Below are 17,834 nucleotides of genomic sequence, written 5' to 3'. Positions count from 1 at the left end.
ACCTCACCCCCTGGGCACACGGCGGCCACACCAACCTCGACGACCTCACCCTCATCTGCGCCGTCCACGCCCGCGACCACGGCACCTGCCAATACCCCGGCTGCACCCACACCCACTGGCTCCACATCCACCACCTCACCCCCTGGGCACACGGCGGCCACACCAACCTCGACGACCTCACCCTCATCTGCAGCACCCACCACCGCCACCTCCACCACCACCACATCACCCTCCACCGCACCAGCACCGGAAAGATCACCGCCACCCTCCCCGACGGCCGCACCCTCACCCCCACCCCACCCATCAACCCCGGCCACCAACCCACCACAACCCTCACCACCACCACCGAACACGTCACCCCCGACGCCATCCACACCCGCGACGGCGGACCCTTCCACCTCGACCAATCACTCCACGTACTCCTCCAGGAACCNGGGCGCGCTCAGGCACCGAGAGCCGCGTAGCGGACGTCGCCGACCCGATCGCGGGCCACGGCCGGTTGACGCCGGGAGTCCTCGGGCGCGAGGTTCGACCTCAACGAGGGCCGGGTGACAAACCGGCTGGCACAGACGCGACACACATACGGAGGAACAGCGGCATGACAGGATTATTTGACGGCAAGGCGGCGCTCATCACCGGCGCCGGGTCCGGTATGGGCCGGGCCATCGCCCTGCGGCTCGCGGGGCAGGGAGCCTCCGTCCTCGGCGTCGACATCGACGAAGGCCGGCTCGCCGAGACGAAGGCGCTGGCCACCGGCCAGGTTTCGGTCCGCCAGGTCGACGTCAGCGATCCGGCGGCGTGCGCCGACGCGGTGGCCGCGTGCGTCGAGGAGTTCGGGCGGCTCGACGTGCTCGGCAACGTCGCGGGCATCTACATCGCCGAGCACACGACCAAGATGTCGGTGGAGCAGTACCGGCGGGTGATGGGGGTGAACCTCGACGGCTGCTTCTTCCTTTNCCAGGCCGCGATTCCGCATCTGCTGGAGACCGACGGGACCATCATCAACATCGCGTCGAACTCGGGCCTGCAGGGAGTGCCCTACTCGGCCGCCTACAGCATGAGCAAGGGCGGGCTCATCCAGCTCACCCGTTCGCTCGCTGTCGAGTACCTCAAGACGAGACTGCGGGTGAACGCGATCGCTCCCGCCGGCACCCGGACCAACATCGCCACTTCGGGCACGTTCCCGCGCGATGTGGACCCCGACCTCGCCGGCCGCATGGCCGGCCGGCGCGGGCTGGCGGAGCCCGAGGAGATCGCGGCGCTGTTCGCGTTCCTCGCGTCCGACGAGGCGCGGTCGATCACCGGCGCGGTCTACACCGTCGACAACGGGCTCACCATCAGCTGAGCGGCCGGCGGGGCGCGCCGCGGGGCGGGGTCCGGCGTTCACGGTCCGTACCGGTGGACGTGATATTCCACGGTCAATGGTCCTGACCACAGGCAGGAGATGCGGCACATGACTGCGAATACACAGTCGACCGGCAACACCGCCGTCCCAGTCCTTGACGAAGCCTCGCTCACCCGCCTGGTGGACTACTGGAAGGCCGCGAACTACCTCACCGCGGCGCAGATATATCTGCGCGACAATCCTTTGCTGCGGCGGCCGCTGCAACGGGAGGACATCAAGCCCAGGCTGCTGGGCCACTGGGGTACCTCACCGGCGCTGAACCTCGTCTACGCACACCTGAACCGCCTGGTGGGGATCACCGGCCAGCACGTCCTGTACGTCGCCGGCCCGGGGCACGGCGGGCCCGCACTGGTCGCCAACACCTACCTGGAGGGCACCTACTCCGAGATCTATCCGGCGGTGTCCCGAGACGTGGCGGGGCTGACGCAGTTGGTACGTCAGTTCTCGACACCTGGCGGGATCCCGAGTCATGTGAGCGTTCCGACCNCGGGCTCGATCCACGAGGGAGGTGAGCTCGGCTATGCCCTCGTGCATGCCTTCGGTGCCGCGTTCGACCACCCCGACCTGCTCGTCGCGGCCGTGGTCGGGGACGGTGAGGCCGAGACCGGACCGCTGGAGGCGAGCTGGAAGGGAGTCAGCTTCCTGCATCCGGGGCGGGACGGCGCCGTCCTGCCGATCCTGAACCTGAACCAATACAAGATCGCGAATCCGACCGTGCTGGCCCGGCGCAGCCATGAGCAGGTCAGCGGCCTGTTCGCCGGGCACGGCTACGAGGTCCTCTGGGTCGAGGGATCCGACGTCCACCAGGTTCATCGCGATTTCGCCGCCGCGCTCGGCACCGCCTACCGGCGGATCCGCGAGATCCAGGACGAGGCTCGCCGGCCCGGGGCCCGGGTGCTCGACCCGCCCCGCTGGCCGATGATCGTCCTGCGGACCCCCAAGGGGTGGACGGGGCCGCGCGAGGTCGACGGCGTGCAGGTCGAGGGCACCTTCCGAGCCCACCAGGTGCCGCTGGCCGGAGTCCGCGACAACCCCGACCACCTGGCGCAGCTCGAAGCCTGGCTGCGTTCCTACGAGCCGGAGCGGCTCTTCGACGTCGACGGGCGGCTCATCGACGAGCTGGCCGCGCTGGCACCGCGCGGCGAACAGCGGCTCGGCGCGACGAGCTACGCCAACGGCGGGCGGCGGACGGCGGACCTGCGCCTGCGCGACTGGCGGTCCCATGCCCTGCCCATCGACCCCGCGCGCCGCGGCACGCTCCTGCACGAGACCACCAGGCCGCTGGGTGACCTGCTGCGCGACGTCTACGAGGACAATCCGACCACGTTCCGGGTCTTCAGCCCGGACGAGCTGACCAGCAACCGGCTCGGTGCCGTCCTCGACGTCTCCGACCGCTGCCTCGTCGCACCGATCGAACCGACCGACGACCGCGTCTCGCCTGAGGGACGCGTGATGGAGGTGCTTTCCGAGCACCTGTGCGAAGGGTGGCTGGAGGGCTACACCCTCACCGGGCGGCACGGCCTGTTCGCCACCTACGAGGCGTTCGCGATGGTCTCCGCCTCCATGGTCATCCAGCACACGAAGTGGCTGCAGGAGGCCTCGCGGCTCGACTGGCGGGCGCCTGTCCCCAGTCTGAACGTGCTGTTGACCAGCACCTGCTGGCGCAACGACCACAACGGCTTCTCCCACCAGGGGCCCGGACTCATCGACACCGTGGTGCCGCTGTCACCCGGGGTCGCGCGGATCTGGCTGCCGCCGGACTCCAACACCCTGCTCTCCGTCGCGGACCACTGCCTGCGCAGCCGCGACCACGTCAACCTGCTGGTCGTCGACAAGCAGCCGCACCTGCAGTACCTGACCGCCGAGGAGGCGGCCGAGCACTGCGCCCGCGGCGCCTCCGTCTGGGACTGGGCCGGCACCGAAGCCNGGCACGGGCGGGAACCGGACGTCGTCCTCGCCGGCATCGGCGACGTTCCGACCATGGAGATCCTCGCGGCCGCCGACCTGCTGGCGCGGTTCGTCCCAGACCTGTCGGTGCGGGTCGTGAACGTCGTCGACCTGATGGCCCTGCTGCGGGCCGACCTGCACCCGCACGGGTTCTCCACTCCCATGTTCCGTGCCCTGTTCACCGACGAGACGGATGTGGTCGTCGGTTTCCACGGTTACAGCCGGGCTGTTCACCAGCTGTTGCACGGCCGGCGCAACCCACAGCGTTTCCACGTGCGCGGCTTCATGGAGCAGGGCACGACCACGACGCCGTTCGACATGCTTGTGCGCAACGGGGTGAGCCGGTTCCATCTCGCCCGGCTGGCGGTCGAGTTCGCGCGCACCACACATGCGGGAGCTGACCGGCTCGTCGATCACTGCGAGCTCTCGATCGCCCGGCATCACGCCTACATCACCGAGAACTTCGAGGATCTCCCGGAGATCCGCGACTGGACGTGGCCGGCGCGCGGTCACCGACCGGCACCCCGGCAGGAGACCACAGGCCAGCAGCCGGGCGCCTGACCCTGGGCCATGGCGCCCGGCTACTGGGCTGCCCCCCGATCTCGTCGCGAGGTTATCCAGCCCACTTACCAGACCACTGGCAGTGGACGTCCTGTCTGTCCCGTCCTGTCCTGCTCGGCCGGGGACCTGGGAGAATCACCGGGCCCGCAGGCGACAGCATCCGAGGGGACGATGACGCAGCCACGGCCGGACGAGGTCTCCAGCGACGAGGAACTGCGCGCCGCGGTGCTGCTCCTGCTGGGAACCTCCGACGACCGAGCTGTCGAGCGGCGGGTCGGAGTATCCAAGACCACGGTCAACGATCTACGCAACGGACGTCGCCGGCTGACGTTGAAGACACTCGGCCTGATCGTGGACGCCTACGACCCCGAGGGCCGCGAGGCCTGGCTGGCCGCCTGGCACCGGCTGCACCCCAAGCCGGCCCGGGGTGCCGCACCACCGGAACCGGCGGCGGGAGTCACCACCCAGCCGGCCGCCCAGCCGGGTCTTCCGCGGCGCACCGCGCACGTGCTGGCCGCCTCGGCACTGCTCGCGTCCGCGGCGGCCGTCGCCGCGATGGTGTTCGTTCTGGCCAGGGGAGATTCCGGCGTCGTCGTGGAGGCGGCCTCCCCCGCGCCGCGGCTGCTCGGACCGGGCAGCCCCGGCGCCGCGGCACCGGTCGGTGGACCGGGGCCACCTCCGGAGAACGGCGGGCCGCCCCCGGAGGACGGCGGAGCACCCCCGGCGGGCGGTGGAGCACCCCCGGCGGGCGGCGGGGGGTGTTACAGCCTGCCGCTGCCGACATCCGCGGCGGTGGGCGAGGGGCCGGGCAGCGGCGCCACGGAGCTCCGGCGCACCGCTGGGCTGCGGATCACCGCCGGGGCCTACCAGTACTTCGCGTCGTGGAACCCGTCCGCCGCGGTCGGGGGCAGGCTCAGCGACCGGCCGGCGGCCGGGCGGCTGTTGATCGGTGCCGCCTGGGCCGACCCGGCGACCGCGGACTCCACCGCGGCCCACCACCGCGGAAACGGCAGGTTCTATCCCGGCGAAATACTGCGGCTGACCGACCAGAACTGCTTCACGGTTCAGCCCTACAACCTCGGATACGGCGGGTACACGGGTATCACCACCCGCGTGTACGTTCTGCAGGTGGATTCCGCCGTGGCGTCGGTGCTGCCGCGCGAGGCGCACCGCCGCGGCGGGCTGACCGCCGACGATCTCAACCGTCTCGGCGCCACGGCGGTCGGTTACCTGACGATCCCGTCGCAGCCGTGACGTTTCGCGGCGCGAATTCCGGAGCAATTCGGCCGATCGGGCTGACCGCTCGTTTTCTCGGCATTCTCCACTCGCCTTGACGGGCGGCGGCAGGGCTTCTAGGAAGTGGCCGCGGGAATTCCCCCGCGGCCAGGTCCGACGGAGACGAGGATAATCATGGAGCTTCCGGTCATCACGAAGTGCGCGGTGGACGCATGCGCGTACAACACCAAGCAGGCCTGCCATGCCCCGGCCATCACGGTGGGCGACTCGGGCGCGCTTGTCGCGCATTGCGACACCTTTTTCGTGGCCCCCTCCAAGGGCGGAAGCAAAGCCGACACCGGCAAGGTCGGCGCCTGTAAGGTCACCGATTGTAAGCACAACACCGACTTCACCTGTAGGGCGGACGGCATCACCGTCGGTTTCAACCTGAACGGCGTGGACTGCCTGACCTACCGGAAGTGACGACAGCAGCGCGGTGACCGTCGCCTCGGCCGCCGGCCGGAAGTCCCGCCGGCCGGCGGCCAGGTGCCGCGACTGTTTCCCGGAAGGGAACTCGTCGGCTGTCCGCTCGGCTGACTCGGCCGGCGGCGGCCGGGCTGATGGCGGTGGCGATCGGCGCCGCCGGCTGCCAGATTCCACTTCCGTCACCTGGCGGGGGCGGCGACGGAGGTGCCGGCGGCGGTGGCGGAGTGAGCGGGCCGCTGTCCGCGGCCACCCAGAAATGGTGGGCTTACGACCGGCCGGCCGAATCGGGCTCGCTCACCACGAACATCTCGGTACCGATGCGTGACCAGACACCGCTGGACTGCCTGTTGGTCCGCCCGGCGCGGGACGGCGCGGCCCTCGACGGTCGTTTCCCGGGCCTGGTCGCCGAGTTCACCCCGTACGCTCTCATCCGCTCGACGTTGGAGGGCGAGGCGAAGTACTTCGCCGAACGCGGCTACAACGTCCTGGTCTGCAATCTGCGGGGCACGGGTGCCTCGGGCGGAACCTGGCAGCACGCGATGTCGTCCCAGGACGGCCGGGATGCGCATGATCTGGTCGAGTGGCTGGCCACCCAGCCATTCGGCAACGGCGACGTCGGGATCTACGGCGAGAGCTACGGCGGCCAGACGGCACTCGGGGCCGCGGTCGAGGCTCCCCCGCACCTGCGGACCGCCGTCCCCATGCAGGCACCGTCCGGTCTCTACGACGACGTGATCTACCCGGGCGGGATCAAGACCACCGAGCGCGGCACGATCGACACGTGGCCGGACGGCGCGGCCGTGCTCAGCGGTGGCCGGATCGACGCCGAGGCCGAATACGCGGCCAATCGGGCCCATCCCACCTTCGACGGCTACTGGCGGGACCGCTCCTTCGCCGGCCGCTACCGCGACATCCGGGTTCCCATGCTCATGGTCGGCGGCTGGAACGACCAGTTCTTCCGCTCCGGCACGATCACCGACATAGAGAACACAGCGGAACGCACCTGGGCCATCTACGGCCCGTGGGCACACACGATGCCGGTCCAGTTCCCCAGCTATCCGAACCCGCCGGCGGCGGCCCTGCCGCCGGGACTGCTGCTCGCCTGGTTCGACCACTGGGTGAAGAAGCTGCCCGGCGTTCCCGTGCCAGCCAGGCCCACCTTCGTCAGCTATGAAGGTCCGGCCGGCGGCGGTGCCGGTGGCGCCGGTGCCGGCGGCGGTGCCGGCTGGCGCGAGCTGAGCCGCTGGGTACCCGCCGGCACCACCGCGCTGACGCTCGCCCTCGGCGCGGACGCGACCCTCACCCCGGCGGGCGGCCGACCGGCGGGCGCGCCAGGTGGCGACCAGGCCGGTGCGGTCGGCTTCACCCAGCCGGCGGACCCCGCGGAACCGGGTGGCTCGGCCATGTTCACCACCACCGCCCTCACCACCCGTCAGGTGCTTCTCGGGCGGCCCCGGCTGACCCTGCGCGCCGCCCTCTCCGGGCCGGACGCGAACCTCTACGCCGAGCTGCTCGACGTCGCCCCCGACGGCACCGCGACACTGGTCAACAACGGCTTCCTGCGTGCCAGCCATCGGGCCTCCCACGTCAACCCGACGCCGGTGACCCCCGGCGAACCCACCACGTTCACCGTCGACATCCGTCCCCAGCATCACCTCTTCGCCGCCGGCCACCGCATCGCGCTACGGATCTCCGGCGGCGCGGCCAACACCCTCACCCNCAACCCGACCGCCGTCGACGTCACCATCAGCACCGGTGTGACGGGCACCACGCTGCGACTGCCCGGGATCACCGAGCTCTGAGCCGCTCCTTGCGGAAAAGGCGGACGACCTCGTACAGTTCGTCCCGCCGTGGTGTTCGGGAAGCCGGTGTGGAACCGGTGCGGCCCTCGCCACTGTGATCGGGATGTCACCGGCCAGTCCCCGCCCGTCGGGGAGTCACTGGGCACCGGAAAACGTCGCCTGGGAAGGCGGCCGGTGACGCACCACCCGTCAGCCAGGAGACCGGCCACGGCACCCGCGATCCGTCCACGAGGTGCTGGAAGGCGGCCCTTCTCCGCATGCGCGCACGTCTGGTGACCCTGTGCGTCACCCTCCTGTTCATCCCCGCCCTGCTGGCGGGATGCGGCGACGACCCGTCGCCGACCGCCGGTTCCGGCGGAGACGCCCGCGACTGCGTCACCTCCTTCGACGAGAACACCGACTACTTCCCGGTGCACTCGACCGTCGAACACTCGCAGAACTTCACGATCACGTACGAGAAGGCCTACCAGGTGCTCACCGTCAAGGAGCCCTACCCGGACGGGAAGCCCGAGTCGTACGTGCTCTACCGCTGCGGTACCCCGAAGCCGGAGCTGACCGGTGACCTCGCCGGCGCAACGCGCATCGAGGTGCCGATCCGCAGCATCTACTCCGGGTCGACGACCCACCTGCCGCTGCTGGTCGACCTCGACCGCGCCGACCTGCTCACCGGGGTGGCGAACGCCTCCTATGTGGTGAACAAGACGATCCGCGAGCGCATCGCCGCCGACAAGGTCGTCGAGTACGCCGGCAACGGGCAGATCGACACCGAGCGGGTCGTCACCGCCGCGCCCGACGTGCTGATGACCGAGGGCACCGACGCGCCNGAGTACCAGAAGCTGCGGGCCGCCGGCATCCCGGTCGTCGCCAACGCCGAATGGCTGGAGAGCGACCCGCTCGGCCGGGCCGAATGGGTGAAGTTCATGGCCGCCCTCACCGGCGACGAGGAGAAGGCCGGGAAGATCTTCGACCGGATCGAGGCCGACTACAACACGACCGTCGACGCGATCCCCGACGGCAGCCCGACCGACGTGCTGGTCGGTTCCATGTACCAGGGCACCTGGACGGTGCCTTCGGGTGGCAGTTACGGCGCCCGGCTGCTCGCCGACGTCGGCGCGGGCTACCCCTGGTCGGGGGAGCCCGGCACCGGCAGTGTCGAGCTCGACTTCGAGACTGTGTTCACTCGCTCCGGCGAGGCGAAGATCTGGCTCACCAGCGGTGAGTGGAACTCGCTGGCCGAGATCACCGCCGAGGACGAGCGTTACGGCCAGCTCGCCGCCGTCCGGGCCGGCCAGGTGTGGAACAACAACCTCGTCACGGGCGAAGGCGGGGGCAACGACTACTGGGAGCTCGGCGCGACCCGCCCCGACCTCGTCATCGGCGATCTCGCCGCCATCCTGCACCCCGAGGAGTTCCCCAACCACACCTTCGCCTTCTACCAGCGGCTCAGCTAGTGACCTCGGTCCTTCCGGCACCGGTGGCGGCCCCTGGGAAGCCCGAGGTCAACCCGGCCGCCGCCAGCGCCGCCAGTGCCGCCAGCGCCGCCAGTGCGGTCGACCCGGCGGTCGCCGGCGGCCGCCGATCGCCCCGCGCCGCGCTCTTGCTCGGGCTGCTGGTCCTGGGGCTGTTCGGGGCGTTTCTGCTGGCCCTGGCGATCGGCTCGGTGGCCGTCCCGCTCGACGAGACGCTGCGGGTGCTCGTCGGGCAGGAGCCGCACGACCCACGCTGGACGGTCGTCATCGGCCAGATCCGACTGCCCCGGGCGTTCACCGCCGCGCTGGCCGGGGCGGCTCTCGGCGTCGCCGGGCTGCAGATGCAGACCCTGTTCCGCAACCCGCTCGCCGACCCGTACTCGCTGGGTGTCAGCTCCGGGGCCAGCTTCGGGGTCGCACTCGTCATCGCCGGCATCGGTGGATCCGGTGGCGCGTTCACCGCCGGAGTCGCCGGAACTGGCCGGTTCGGCCTCATCGTCGCCTCGGCGACCGGCGCCGCGCTCGTCCTCGGCGCGGTGCTCGTGCTCTCCCACTGGGTGCGTTCGGTCGTCNCCCTGCTCGTCATCGGGGTCATCCTGAACAGCGCCGTCGGCTCCGTCGTCAGCCTGCTGCTGACCTGGACGGCGCCGGAACGCGCCATCCAGTACTGGATGTGGTCGCTCGGCAGCTTCGCCGGGACCTCGAACAGCGACCTCACGGTCCTCGCGCCCACCGTCGGCGCCGGGCTGCTGCTCGCACTGCTCACCGTCAAACCACTGAACGCGCTGCTGCTCGGCGAGAACTACGCCCGCACGCTCGGTCTGCGGCTGCGCCGGGTACGCGCGGTCACCCTCCTCGGGGCGTCGCTGCTCGCCGGGGCGGTGACCGCGTTCTGCGGGCCTGTCGCCTTCCTCGGCATCGCCGTGCCGCACATCGCCCGCCGCCTGCTCGGCAGCACCGACCATCGGCTGCTCGTCCCGGCGACGATGCTCACCGGCGCCATCCTCGCGCTCGTCTGCTCGATCGGCGCGCAGCTGCCCGGCACCGACATGGTGCTGCCGATCAACGTCATCACGTCGCTGGTCGGCGCGCCGATCGTGATCGCGGTGCTGCTGCGGGCCCGTTCCTCCGCCGCCGGAGTCGGCTGATGCGCGGGCTGCGGCTCGACGGGCTCACGGTCGGCTACCGGCACCGGCGCGCCCGCCAGCGGGTGCTCGCCGACCTGTGCGCGACCGCCCCCCGCGGCGGGCTCACCGTGCTGCTCGGCCCGAACGGCATCGGCAAGTCCACCCTGCTGCGCACCCTCGCCGGCCTGCAGCCGGCCCTCGGCGGGCACATGCTGCTGGACGGAGCCGACCTCGGCCGGTTCAGCGGAACCGAACGGGCCCGGCTCGTCAGCACAGTTCTCACCGACCGGGTCCAGGTCGGCCTGCTCACCGCGGCGGATCTGGTCGGGCTCGGCCGGCACCCGCACACCGGCGCCACCGGGCGGCTCGACGCCGCCGACCGAGCCGTCGTCGACTGGGCGCTGGCCGCCGTCGGCGCCACCCACCTGGCCGCCCGCGACACCGACGAGCTTTCCGACGGCGAGCGCCAGCGGGTGATGATCGCCCGGGCGCTCGCCCAGGAGCCGTCCCTGATCCTGCTGGACGAACCCACCGCCTTCCTCGACGCGCCCAGCCGGGTCACCATCACCGCGCTGATGCGCCGCATTGCCCGCGAACGCGACCTCACCGTCGTCGTCTCCACCCACGATCTGGAACTCTCCCTGCGGGTGGCCGACCAGGTCTGGCTGGTCGACCGCGCCGGGAGCCTGCACACGGGCAGCCCGGACGAGATCATCGGCTCCGGTGCGGTCAACACCACCTTCGACGGCGACGACCTGCGCTTCGAGGCCTCCACCAGAACGTTCGAACTCCGCGGGACGTACCTCTCCCAACCCGGCTGACCAGCCCGGCCGGCGCGATATGGTTCCTCCCCATGTGCGCTGCGACAGCTGCGGCCATGCGCAAGGGGGGAAACGTGACCCTGAGTGCCCTGGCCGACGAATTAGGTTCCGTTTCGGTGATTCTCGAGTGGGCCACCGAGAAAGCCCGGCCACTCGACGCGGATGTGAGCGTGCTTCTCCTCGGGGACGATGGGAAGGTCCGCTCCAACGATGATCTGATCTTCTACAACCAGCCGTCCGGGGCCGGCGGGGCGGTTCGCCTACGCGGAAAGACCTCGAACACCGAAGATCCGCACACGGCGTTCACCGATGTGGTGGATGTCGACATGGACAACGTTCCCGACAGCGTCGAACGGGTTCTTCTCGCCGCCAGTCTCGATGGTGCCCAGGGTGACGGGTTCGGTCGCCTGGAGTACCTGCGAGTGCGGCTCCTGCGCGGATCAGACGCCGCGGAGCTGCTCCGCTTCGACGTCACCGACGCGTCCACCGAGACAGCTTTCGTGCTGGGTGAGGTCTACCGCCGCAACGGCCAGTGGAAGTTCCGAGCGATCGGCCAGGGGTACGACACGGGCCTCGAGACGCTCATTACCGAATACGGCGTCGAGGTCGATCCGGACGACACCCAGGGAGCAGCCGACGGAGCTGACGGGGCTAACGGGACCGCCGCGGACCCCGCTGGCGCGGCGGGCGCGGCGGCCGGGTCGGCGGGGGCAGTGGGGGCAGTGGGGGCGACAACGCCGGCGGCGGAGGTGGCCGGGGCGGCCGACGCCCCCGGGGCCGCCCCGGCCGGGGCTCAGCAGGCCGGTGGTCCCACTGTCCAACCCCGCGTCCGCGAGCGGCGCGCACAGACGGTGACGACGAAGAAGCGCCCGGCGGCCCGGCGGCTGTCCACGTCGCGGGCCCGGCGGCTGGATGAGACCGACGGGGAACAGCGCTGGCAGCCGGCGCGGCTCTTCCCCGTCGCCGGTATCGGCGGCGCGGCGGAACAGGAGCGGCGGGCAACCTCGGCGTTTCTCGCGGTCGTGGGCTCCGTGCGCGAGTTCGGCCGCGCAATCACCACCCGCTTCGGTGCGCCGGCCGGCCAGGTGGAGACCTTCATCGAAGTCCCGTTCACCCGCGGCGACGAGCCCTATGTGCCGGACGGCCTGATCCGGGTGAAGCGCGGGCAGCGGACCTGGACCGCGCTGGTGGAGGTGAAGACGGGCTCCGGAGAACTCCGCGCCGAACAGATCGAGGCATATCTCGACATCGCCCGTGAACAACGCTTCGATGCCGTCATCACGGTGTCGAACCTGATCACCGCGCCGGACGAGCGGCACCCGGTCGCCATCGACGGGCGGAAGACCAAGAAGGTCGGCGTTTACCATCTCTCCTGGGCGGAGATACGCTTCCGCTGCCAGCTGCTGATCGAGAACAGCGCCGTCGCCGACACCACCCAGGAGTACATCCTGGCCGAGCTCCTTCGCTATCTCGACCATGCCCGGTCCGGCGCGCTGACGTTTGACGACATGGGGCCGCACTGGGTGACCGTCCGGGACAGTATCTCGGCCGGCACACTACGCCCGACGGACAAGGGCCTGCCGTCCGTCACCGAACGTTTCGACCAGCTTGCCCACTATCTCTGCCTGCATCTGGGTGGTCTGCTGGGTATCGAGGTCATCCCGCAGCTGAATCGCAGAATCGATGCGGGGGGCAGACGACAGCTGCTTGCCGAGGAACTGTGCCAGAAGGGAACGCTGACCGCGGTCCTGCGCATCCCCGGAACGGTCGGCCCCGTCACCGTCTCGGCGGACCTGCGGGCCGCGCGGGTGGTGTGCTCGATCAACGTTGAGGCGCCTCGCCAGGGGCGGCCGCTCACCCGCGTGAAATGGGTTACCCGGCAGCTGGCGGACGCGAACGGAAATCTTCGGGTCGAATCCTTCGAGCAGGGTTCCCGAGAGGCCAGCCGGGCCGAGCTCCTCACCCTCGTCCGGCAGAAGCCGGAGCTTCTCGTCACCGAGCCGACGCGTGAGATCCGAGCTTTTCGGATCTCGTTGAGCGCTCCGCTCGGGCCGAAACGCGGGGTCGGGAAAGGCACCTTCGTGACGTCGGTGGTCGACACCCTGGAGAAGTTCTACGAGGAGGTCGCGCAGAATCTCCGCGAGTGGCGGCCTTCCAGTGATCCGGCCGCCGGCGCGGCCGCGGCCGAGAGCGGCGCACCAGCCGAGACCACCTGATCAGGCGCCGGCCGCCGGTCAGGCGCCGGCCGCCGGTCGGTCGCTAGACTTCCGGCGGCCCGGGCGGGTGGTTGGGGGTGCCATGGGCGAGACGGACCCGGTGGTCGACGGCGCCACCGATCCTGACATCGATCTGCGTGTTCCGGCCCAGCGTCAGGAGCTTCGACGCGCCCCCGCGCGCCTGCTGGCCGTGATCGCGGCGGGCGGTTCCGCGGGGGCGTCGCTCCGGTACGCCGCGGCGCTGCTCTGGCCGACCCCGGCCGGGACGTTTCCCTGGACGACGCTCGGGGTGAACGTGGTCGGCTGCGCGGCGATCGGCGTGCTGATGGTGCTGATCACGGTGGGGCGGGGGGTGCATCCGCTCGCCCGCCCGTTTCTGGGAGTCGGTCTGCTGGGCGGGTTCACGACGTTCTCGACCTACGCGGTGGACGCGCGCGGGCTGGCCGCGGCCGGGCGGGCCCCGCTGGCGCTGGCCTACCTCGCGCTGACGGTTCTCGGGGCGCTCGCGGGAGTGAGCGCGGCGGTCACCGTCACCCGGCGGATCACGGCGAGACACCGGCGAGGCAGCGGTGAGGCACCGGTGAGGCACCGGTGAACTGGCTGCTGGTGATCGGCGGGGCGGCGGTCGGCGCACCGCTTCGCTACCTGACCGACCGGGTGGTGCAGGCGCGGCACGACACCCTCTTCCCGTGGGGCACGCTCACCGTGAACGTGGTCGCCAGCCTCCTGCTGGGGCTGGTGACCGGCGCGGTGACCGCGGGCGTGGCCTCCGACCAGGTGGCGCTGCTGGTGGGGACGGGTCTGTGCGGCGCCCTGAGCACCTACTCCACCTTCTCCTACGAGACCCTGCGGCTCGTCGAGGAAGGCGCCCCGCTGCTCGCGGCGGCGAACGTGGCCGGCAGCGTGGCCGCGGCCTGCCTGGCCGCCGCGGCGGGCGCCGGGGCCGCCGAACTGCTGTGGGGATGACGAGAATTGATGCAAGACTTCTTTGACGGATATGGGCTACGCTCGCCCTGTCGCGTCCCGGCAGGAGTTCGTCAGGGGACGCCGAGCCACCTCTGGAGCTGACTGTGACCGACACCTCGCTCTCCGCCTGTCCGATCGACCCGAGCCGCGACGACCGCAAGTCGGCGGCGCTGGCCGCCGAGCGGGTGCACGCCGATCCGGGCGCCCGCGTCATCGGCAACTTCGCCTTCGGCCGCGCGATCCTGCGCAGCTCGGCCATGTTGCAGGCGGGCGCCGGCTCCGATCAGAAGGACGTCAGCGGGGAGTTCGGCTCGGTCTTCTTCCTCGACGGCGAGGCCCACAAGCGCCGGCGGACGGCGATCGCGCGCTACTTCACCCCCAAGGCCATCAACACCCGCCACCGCCTGGTCATGGAGAAGACGTCCGACGAGCTGATCGGCCGGCTGCGGGCCACCGGCGGGGGACAGCTGGACGAGCTCAGCTACCAGCTCGCCGTCGCGGTGGCCGCGGAGATCGTCGGTCTGACGAACAGCGACCAGGCCGGAATGGCGAAGCGCATCCAGGCGACGCTGCTCGGCACCCGGCTGCGGGGCATGCATCCGGTGGTGCGGTTCGGCGCCCAGGCGGTCACCGCCGTGCACGCGCTGCGCTTCTTCCGCAGCGACGTGCTCCCCGCGATCAAGGCCCGCCGCGCGGAGCGGCAGGACGACGTCATCTCGCACCTGATCGACGAGGGCTACCCGGACAAGGCGATCCTCATCGAGTGCATGACCTACGCGGTCGCCGGCATGGTGACCACGCGGGAGTTCATCGTCATGGCTGCCTGGCACCTCTTCGACAACGAGGCGCTGCGGGCCCGCTTCGTCGCGGCCGACGAGACCGAGCAGGTCGCGATCCTGGAGGAGATCCTCCGCCTGGAGCCGGTGGCCGCGATGCTGCACCGCCGCGCCACCGAGGACGCCGACCTGGAGCACGGCTCGGCGAAGAAGGACGAACTGCTGGCGGTCAACATCCGCGCGGCGAACGTCGACCCCGAGTCCGTCGGCGAGTGCCCGTTCGCGGTCGACCCGGACCGCGCGAAGCGGATGCGGACCGTCGGCTCGTTCATGAGCTTCGGCGACGGCAGCCACCGGTGCCCGGGCGCCCAGGTGGCCATGGCCGAGACCAGGGTCTTCCTCGACCGGCTGTTCCGCCTGCCGGAGCTCAGCCTGGTGCGCGCCCCGGACATGACCTGGTGCGACGGGCTGATGAGCTACGAGCTGCGCGGCGCGATGGTCAGCTGCTCGCGCGACTGACGAGGGCCGGGGCGCGGGAGCGGCGTGCCACCGAAAGCGACGTGCCGCGCGGGTGGCGCGCCCCGGCGATCAGCCGATCAGCCGATCAGCAGGCGCGGCTTCAGCTCGCCGTTGGCATACGCGGCCCGCAGGCGCTTCTTGTCGAACTTGCCCACCGAGGTCTTCGGCACCTCCGGGATGGCAACCCAGCGTTCGGGCCGCTGCCAGCGCGCCACCCGGCCGTCCAGGTAGTCCCGCAACGCCGCGAAGTCGACGGTCACGCCCTCCCGCACGACCACGCAGGCCAGCGGGCGCTCGCCCCAGCGCTCGTCGGCCACCCCGATCACCGCCGCCTCCAGCACCGCCGGATGGCTCATCAGGTGGTTCTCCAGCTCCACCGACGAGATCCACTCACCACCGGACTTGATGACGTCCTTCGACCGGTCGGTCAGCGTGAGGAAGCCGTCCGGCGTGATCGTGCCGACGTCACCGGTGCGCAGCCAGCCGTCGTGGAACGAACCGGCGTGCTCCCTGCCCGATTCGTCGCCGAGGTAGCCGCCGGTGATCCACGGGCCGCGCACCTCCAGCTCGCCCGCGCTGGTTCCGTCCCAGGGCAGCCGCGTGCCGTCCGGGCCGATCAGGCGCGCCTGCACGGGGCCGGCCAGCCGGCCCTGGCTCAGGCGGTAACGGCGGGTCTCCTCGGCGCTCAGTCCCGCGGGCGGACGGGAGACGGTGCCCATCGGCGAGGTCTCGGTCATGCCCCAGCCGTGCACGAGGGTCACTCCGAGCCGGTCGTAGGCGTCGAAGAGTGCCGGCGGGCAGGCCGCCCCGCCGACGACCGCCTCGGTCATGCAGGAGATGTCGGTGCCGTTGGCCTGGACGTACTCCAGCAGCCCGGCCCAGATCGTCGGCACTCCCACCGCCTTCGTCGGCCGGGTCGCCGTGATGACCTCGGCCAGCGGGCCGGGCGCGAGCCGCGAGCCCGGCATCACCAGCTCGGCGCCGGTCAGGAGGGCGCCGTACGGAACGCCCCAGGCCAGCACGTGGAACTGCGGGACGACGCAGAGCAGCCGGTCGACCGCCGACATCCGCAGCACGTCCACCACGGAGGTGCCGAGGGCGTGCAGGTAGATCGAACGATGGCTGTAGGCGACGCCCTTGGGCTCACCGGTGGTGCCGGACGTGTAACAGATCGCCGCGGCGTCCCGCTCGTCCAGCTCCGGCCAGTCGTAGGTCGCCGGGCGCCCGGCGAGCAGCGCGTCCAGATCGTGCACCGCGAGGCCGGGCCGCCCGGCCGGCCGGGGGCGCTCTCGCAGCGCGGCCAGCGTCGCCTCGTCCGCCCCGTCGACGATCAGGTGCTCGACGGTCGCCAGCTGGTCGAGCAGCGGGGTCAGCAGCGGCAGCAGGGACGCGTCGGCGATGACCGCCCGGTCCCCGGCGTGGTTGGCGATGTACGCGATCTGGTCGCCGGGCAGCCGGATGTTCAGCGGGTGCACGACGCACCCCATCGACGGAATGCCGTAGTACGCCTCAAGGTGGCGCGCGCTGTTCCACATGAACGTGGCGACCCGGTCGTCGGGCGCGATTCCCAGGCCGGCCAGGGCATGCGCGAGCCGGGCGGCGTTCGCTCCGATCTCGGCGAACGTCGTCTCGGTGATGCCGCTCGGTGAGGCGCTGAACACCCGCTGCGCGCCGTGGACGGTGCTGCCGTGGTCCAGCAGCTGACTGATCGCGAGGGGCACATCCTGCATGGTGCTGCGCATCGCCGTCTCCTTCGGGTCACGTGGGACGTCCTCGACAAGGTGGGACGTCTCCTTTGCGTGGTCCACCGATCCTGCCATGGAGGTGACGTGCATCACGGGTCGTCGGCGAAAGGCGGCTCGAAGGGCGGCTTGATAGGCGGCGATCCGCCAGGCGGTGGTGTGGGATCGCGGACGGCGGAAAGGACGCTCCTATGCCGAAGCCGGTCCCTGCCCAGCAGCCCACGCCGGACGGGCTGCGCCGAGCGTTCCGCCGACACGCCGCCGGCGTCACGATCGTGACCATGGCCGGCCCGCGTGGCCCGGTGGGCTTCACCGCCACATCGGTGGCCTCGCTGTCCGAGCAGCCGCCCCTGGTCTCGCTGGCGCTGTCCACCACGTCATCGCTCGCACCCGTGCTGACCGGCGCCGCGACGCTTCTGGTCCATCTGCTGTCAGCCGGGCAGCACGAGCTCGCGGCCCGGTTCGCGCGGCCCGGAGCCGACCGCTTCGCCGCTCCGACCCGTTGGCGGGCGCTGCCCGGCGGCGAGCCGCTGCTACTCGACGCCGCGGTGTGGATGCGCTGCCGCATCCGGCGGCGCACGGTGGAAGGCGACCACCATCTGGTCATCGCGGAGATCCTGGAGAGCCACGCCGAGCGGGCCGAGGCGCCGCTGGTCTACCACGACGGGGCCTACGGCACCCTCCAGCCGGCCAGGCTCGGGGACGGGTACCGGGTCGGATCCGGGGGCGGCGGGGCCGAGAGCGGCGGGGACCTCAGCATCCGCGGCGGGCGCTGAGCGGGC

General features: G+C 71.3%; 12 protein-coding genes, 7 pseudogenes and 1 riboswitch. Of the genes and pseudogenes, 18 read left to right on the top strand and 1 reads right to left on the bottom strand.

From position 1 onward, the window contains the following. Positions 1 to 598: 598 nt before the first annotated feature. The 17 genes and pseudogenes from UG55_RS38535 to UG55_RS18140 all read left to right on the top strand — a co-directional run. Positions 599 to 956, top strand: a pseudogene (locus UG55_RS38535) (SDR family NAD(P)-dependent oxidoreductase); the annotation flags it as partial. A gap of 1 nt (position 957) precedes the next feature. After that, on the top strand, positions 958 to 1,345 hold a 388-nt coding region (locus UG55_RS38530; protein WP_242424708.1), incomplete at its 5' end, for an SDR family NAD(P)-dependent oxidoreductase. 108 nt (positions 1,346 to 1,453) lie between these two features. Beyond that, positions 1,454 to 1,891, top strand: a pseudogene (locus UG55_RS38525) (phosphoketolase); the annotation flags it as partial. Between the two features lies 1 nt (position 1,892). Beyond that, positions 1,893 to 3,331: pseudogene (locus UG55_RS38520) on the top strand (phosphoketolase); the annotation flags it as partial. Position 3,332: 1 nt separating this feature from the next. After that, positions 3,333 to 3,913 (top strand): annotated as a pseudogene (locus tag UG55_RS38515) (phosphoketolase); the annotation flags it as partial. A gap of 171 nt (positions 3,914 to 4,084) precedes the next feature. Continuing rightward, the gene (locus UG55_RS18185) at positions 4,085 to 5,167 is read left to right on the top strand and encodes a helix-turn-helix transcriptional regulator (protein WP_066070487.1); all 1,083 of its coding nucleotides are present in this window, start codon (positions 4,085 to 4,087) and stop codon (positions 5,165 to 5,167) included. Between the two features lie 156 nt (positions 5,168 to 5,323). Further along, complete coding sequence (locus UG55_RS18180; RefSeq protein WP_066070484.1) at positions 5,324 to 5,611, top strand: DUF1540 domain-containing protein; 288 nt, start codon at positions 5,324 to 5,326, stop codon at positions 5,609 to 5,611. Between the two features lie 137 nt (positions 5,612 to 5,748). After that, a pseudogene (locus UG55_RS18175) lies at positions 5,749 to 7,333 on the top strand (CocE/NonD family hydrolase); the annotation flags it as partial. A gap of 115 nt (positions 7,334 to 7,448) precedes the next feature. Then, a riboswitch (cobalamin riboswitch) is annotated at positions 7,449 to 7,641 on the top strand. 32 nt (positions 7,642 to 7,673) lie between these two features. Further along, positions 7,674 to 8,239, top strand: a pseudogene (locus tag UG55_RS38510) (ABC transporter substrate-binding protein); the annotation flags it as partial. Between the two features lies 1 nt (position 8,240). Beyond that, the coding region (locus UG55_RS38505) for an ABC transporter substrate-binding protein (RefSeq protein ID WP_242424707.1) at positions 8,241 to 8,867 on the top strand (627 nt) is incomplete at its 5' end. Continuing rightward, positions 8,867 to 9,457, top strand: a pseudogene (locus UG55_RS38500) (iron chelate uptake ABC transporter family permease subunit); the annotation flags it as partial. The gene UG55_RS38505 and the pseudogene UG55_RS38500, both read left to right, overlap by 1 nt. A 1-nt stretch (position 9,458) precedes the next feature. Continuing rightward, positions 9,459 to 10,033: iron ABC transporter permease (locus UG55_RS38495; RefSeq protein WP_242424706.1), on the top strand; the 575-nt coding region annotated here is incomplete at its 5' end. Beyond that, on the top strand, positions 10,033 to 10,833 hold the full coding sequence (locus UG55_RS18160) for an ABC transporter ATP-binding protein (RefSeq protein ID WP_083986946.1): 801 nt from the start codon (positions 10,033 to 10,035) through the stop codon (positions 10,831 to 10,833). The genes UG55_RS38495 and UG55_RS18160, both read left to right, overlap by 1 nt. A gap of 32 nt (positions 10,834 to 10,865) precedes the next feature. Next, positions 10,866 to 13,049 (top strand): TerD family protein, encoded by a 2,184-nt coding sequence (locus tag UG55_RS46005; protein WP_083986945.1) that lies wholly within the window; start codon positions 10,866 to 10,868, stop codon positions 13,047 to 13,049. An 82-nt stretch (positions 13,050 to 13,131) separates the two neighbouring features. Beyond that, a complete protein-coding gene (locus tag UG55_RS18150; RefSeq protein WP_066070473.1) occupies positions 13,132 to 13,644 on the top strand; it encodes a CrcB family protein in 513 nt (170 codons plus the stop codon). Continuing rightward, the gene (locus UG55_RS18145; RefSeq protein WP_066070470.1) at positions 13,641 to 14,015 is read left to right on the top strand and encodes a CrcB family protein; all 375 of its coding nucleotides are present in this window, start codon (positions 13,641 to 13,643) and stop codon (positions 14,013 to 14,015) included. The genes UG55_RS18150 and UG55_RS18145 overlap by 4 nt, the downstream gene beginning before the upstream one ends. Positions 14,016 to 14,119: 104 nt before the next feature. Continuing rightward, on the top strand, positions 14,120 to 15,310 hold the full coding sequence (locus UG55_RS18140) for a cytochrome P450 (protein WP_066070467.1): 1,191 nt from the start codon (positions 14,120 to 14,122) through the stop codon (positions 15,308 to 15,310). A 77-nt stretch (positions 15,311 to 15,387) separates the two neighbouring features. On the opposite strand, the gene UG55_RS18135 is transcribed toward UG55_RS18140, so the two are convergent. Beyond that, positions 15,388 to 17,052, bottom strand: a complete 1,665-nt coding sequence (locus UG55_RS18135; RefSeq protein ID WP_066070548.1) for a long-chain fatty acid--CoA ligase — start codon at positions 17,050 to 17,052, stop codon at positions 15,388 to 15,390. A 191-nt stretch (positions 17,053 to 17,243) separates the two neighbouring features. Between UG55_RS18135 and UG55_RS18130 the strand changes: the two genes are divergently transcribed. Then, positions 17,244 to 17,828 carry a flavin reductase family protein gene (locus UG55_RS18130; protein WP_066070464.1) on the top strand — a complete coding sequence of 195 codons (585 nt, stop codon included), beginning with the start codon at positions 17,244 to 17,246 and terminating at the stop codon, positions 17,826 to 17,828. Positions 17,829 to 17,834 lie beyond the last annotated feature (6 nt).

The sequence above is a fragment of the Frankia sp. EI5c genome (genome assembly GCF_001636565.1).
Taxonomy (GTDB): Bacteria; Actinomycetota; Actinomycetes; order Frankiales; family Frankiaceae; genus Parafrankia.
Note: the sequence above shows the minus strand (reverse complement) of the source record. Positions and strands in the feature narration are given on the sequence as shown.

Bases quoted from the DNA above. Each gene is read 5' to 3' on its own strand.
- UG55_RS18185 (WP_066070487.1), top strand. From the start codon at position 4,085: ATGACGCAGCCACGGCCGGACGAGGTCTCCAGCGACGAGGAACTGCGC.
- UG55_RS18180 (WP_066070484.1), top strand. From the start codon at position 5,324: ATGGAGCTTCCGGTCATCACGAAGTGCGCGGTGGACGCATGCGCGTAC.
- UG55_RS18160 (WP_083986946.1), top strand. From the start codon at position 10,033: ATGCGCGGGCTGCGGCTCGACGGGCTCACGGTCGGCTACCGGCACCGG.
- UG55_RS46005 (WP_083986945.1), top strand. From the start codon at position 10,866: ATGTGCGCTGCGACAGCTGCGGCCATGCGCAAGGGGGGAAACGTGACC.
- UG55_RS18150 (WP_066070473.1), top strand. From the start codon at position 13,132: ATGGGCGAGACGGACCCGGTGGTCGACGGCGCCACCGATCCTGACATC.
- UG55_RS18135 (WP_066070548.1), bottom strand. From the start codon at position 17,052: ATGCGCAGCACCATGCAGGATGTGCCCCTCGCGATCAGTCAGCTGCTG.
- UG55_RS18130 (WP_066070464.1), top strand. From the start codon at position 17,244: ATGCCGAAGCCGGTCCCTGCCCAGCAGCCCACGCCGGACGGGCTGCGC.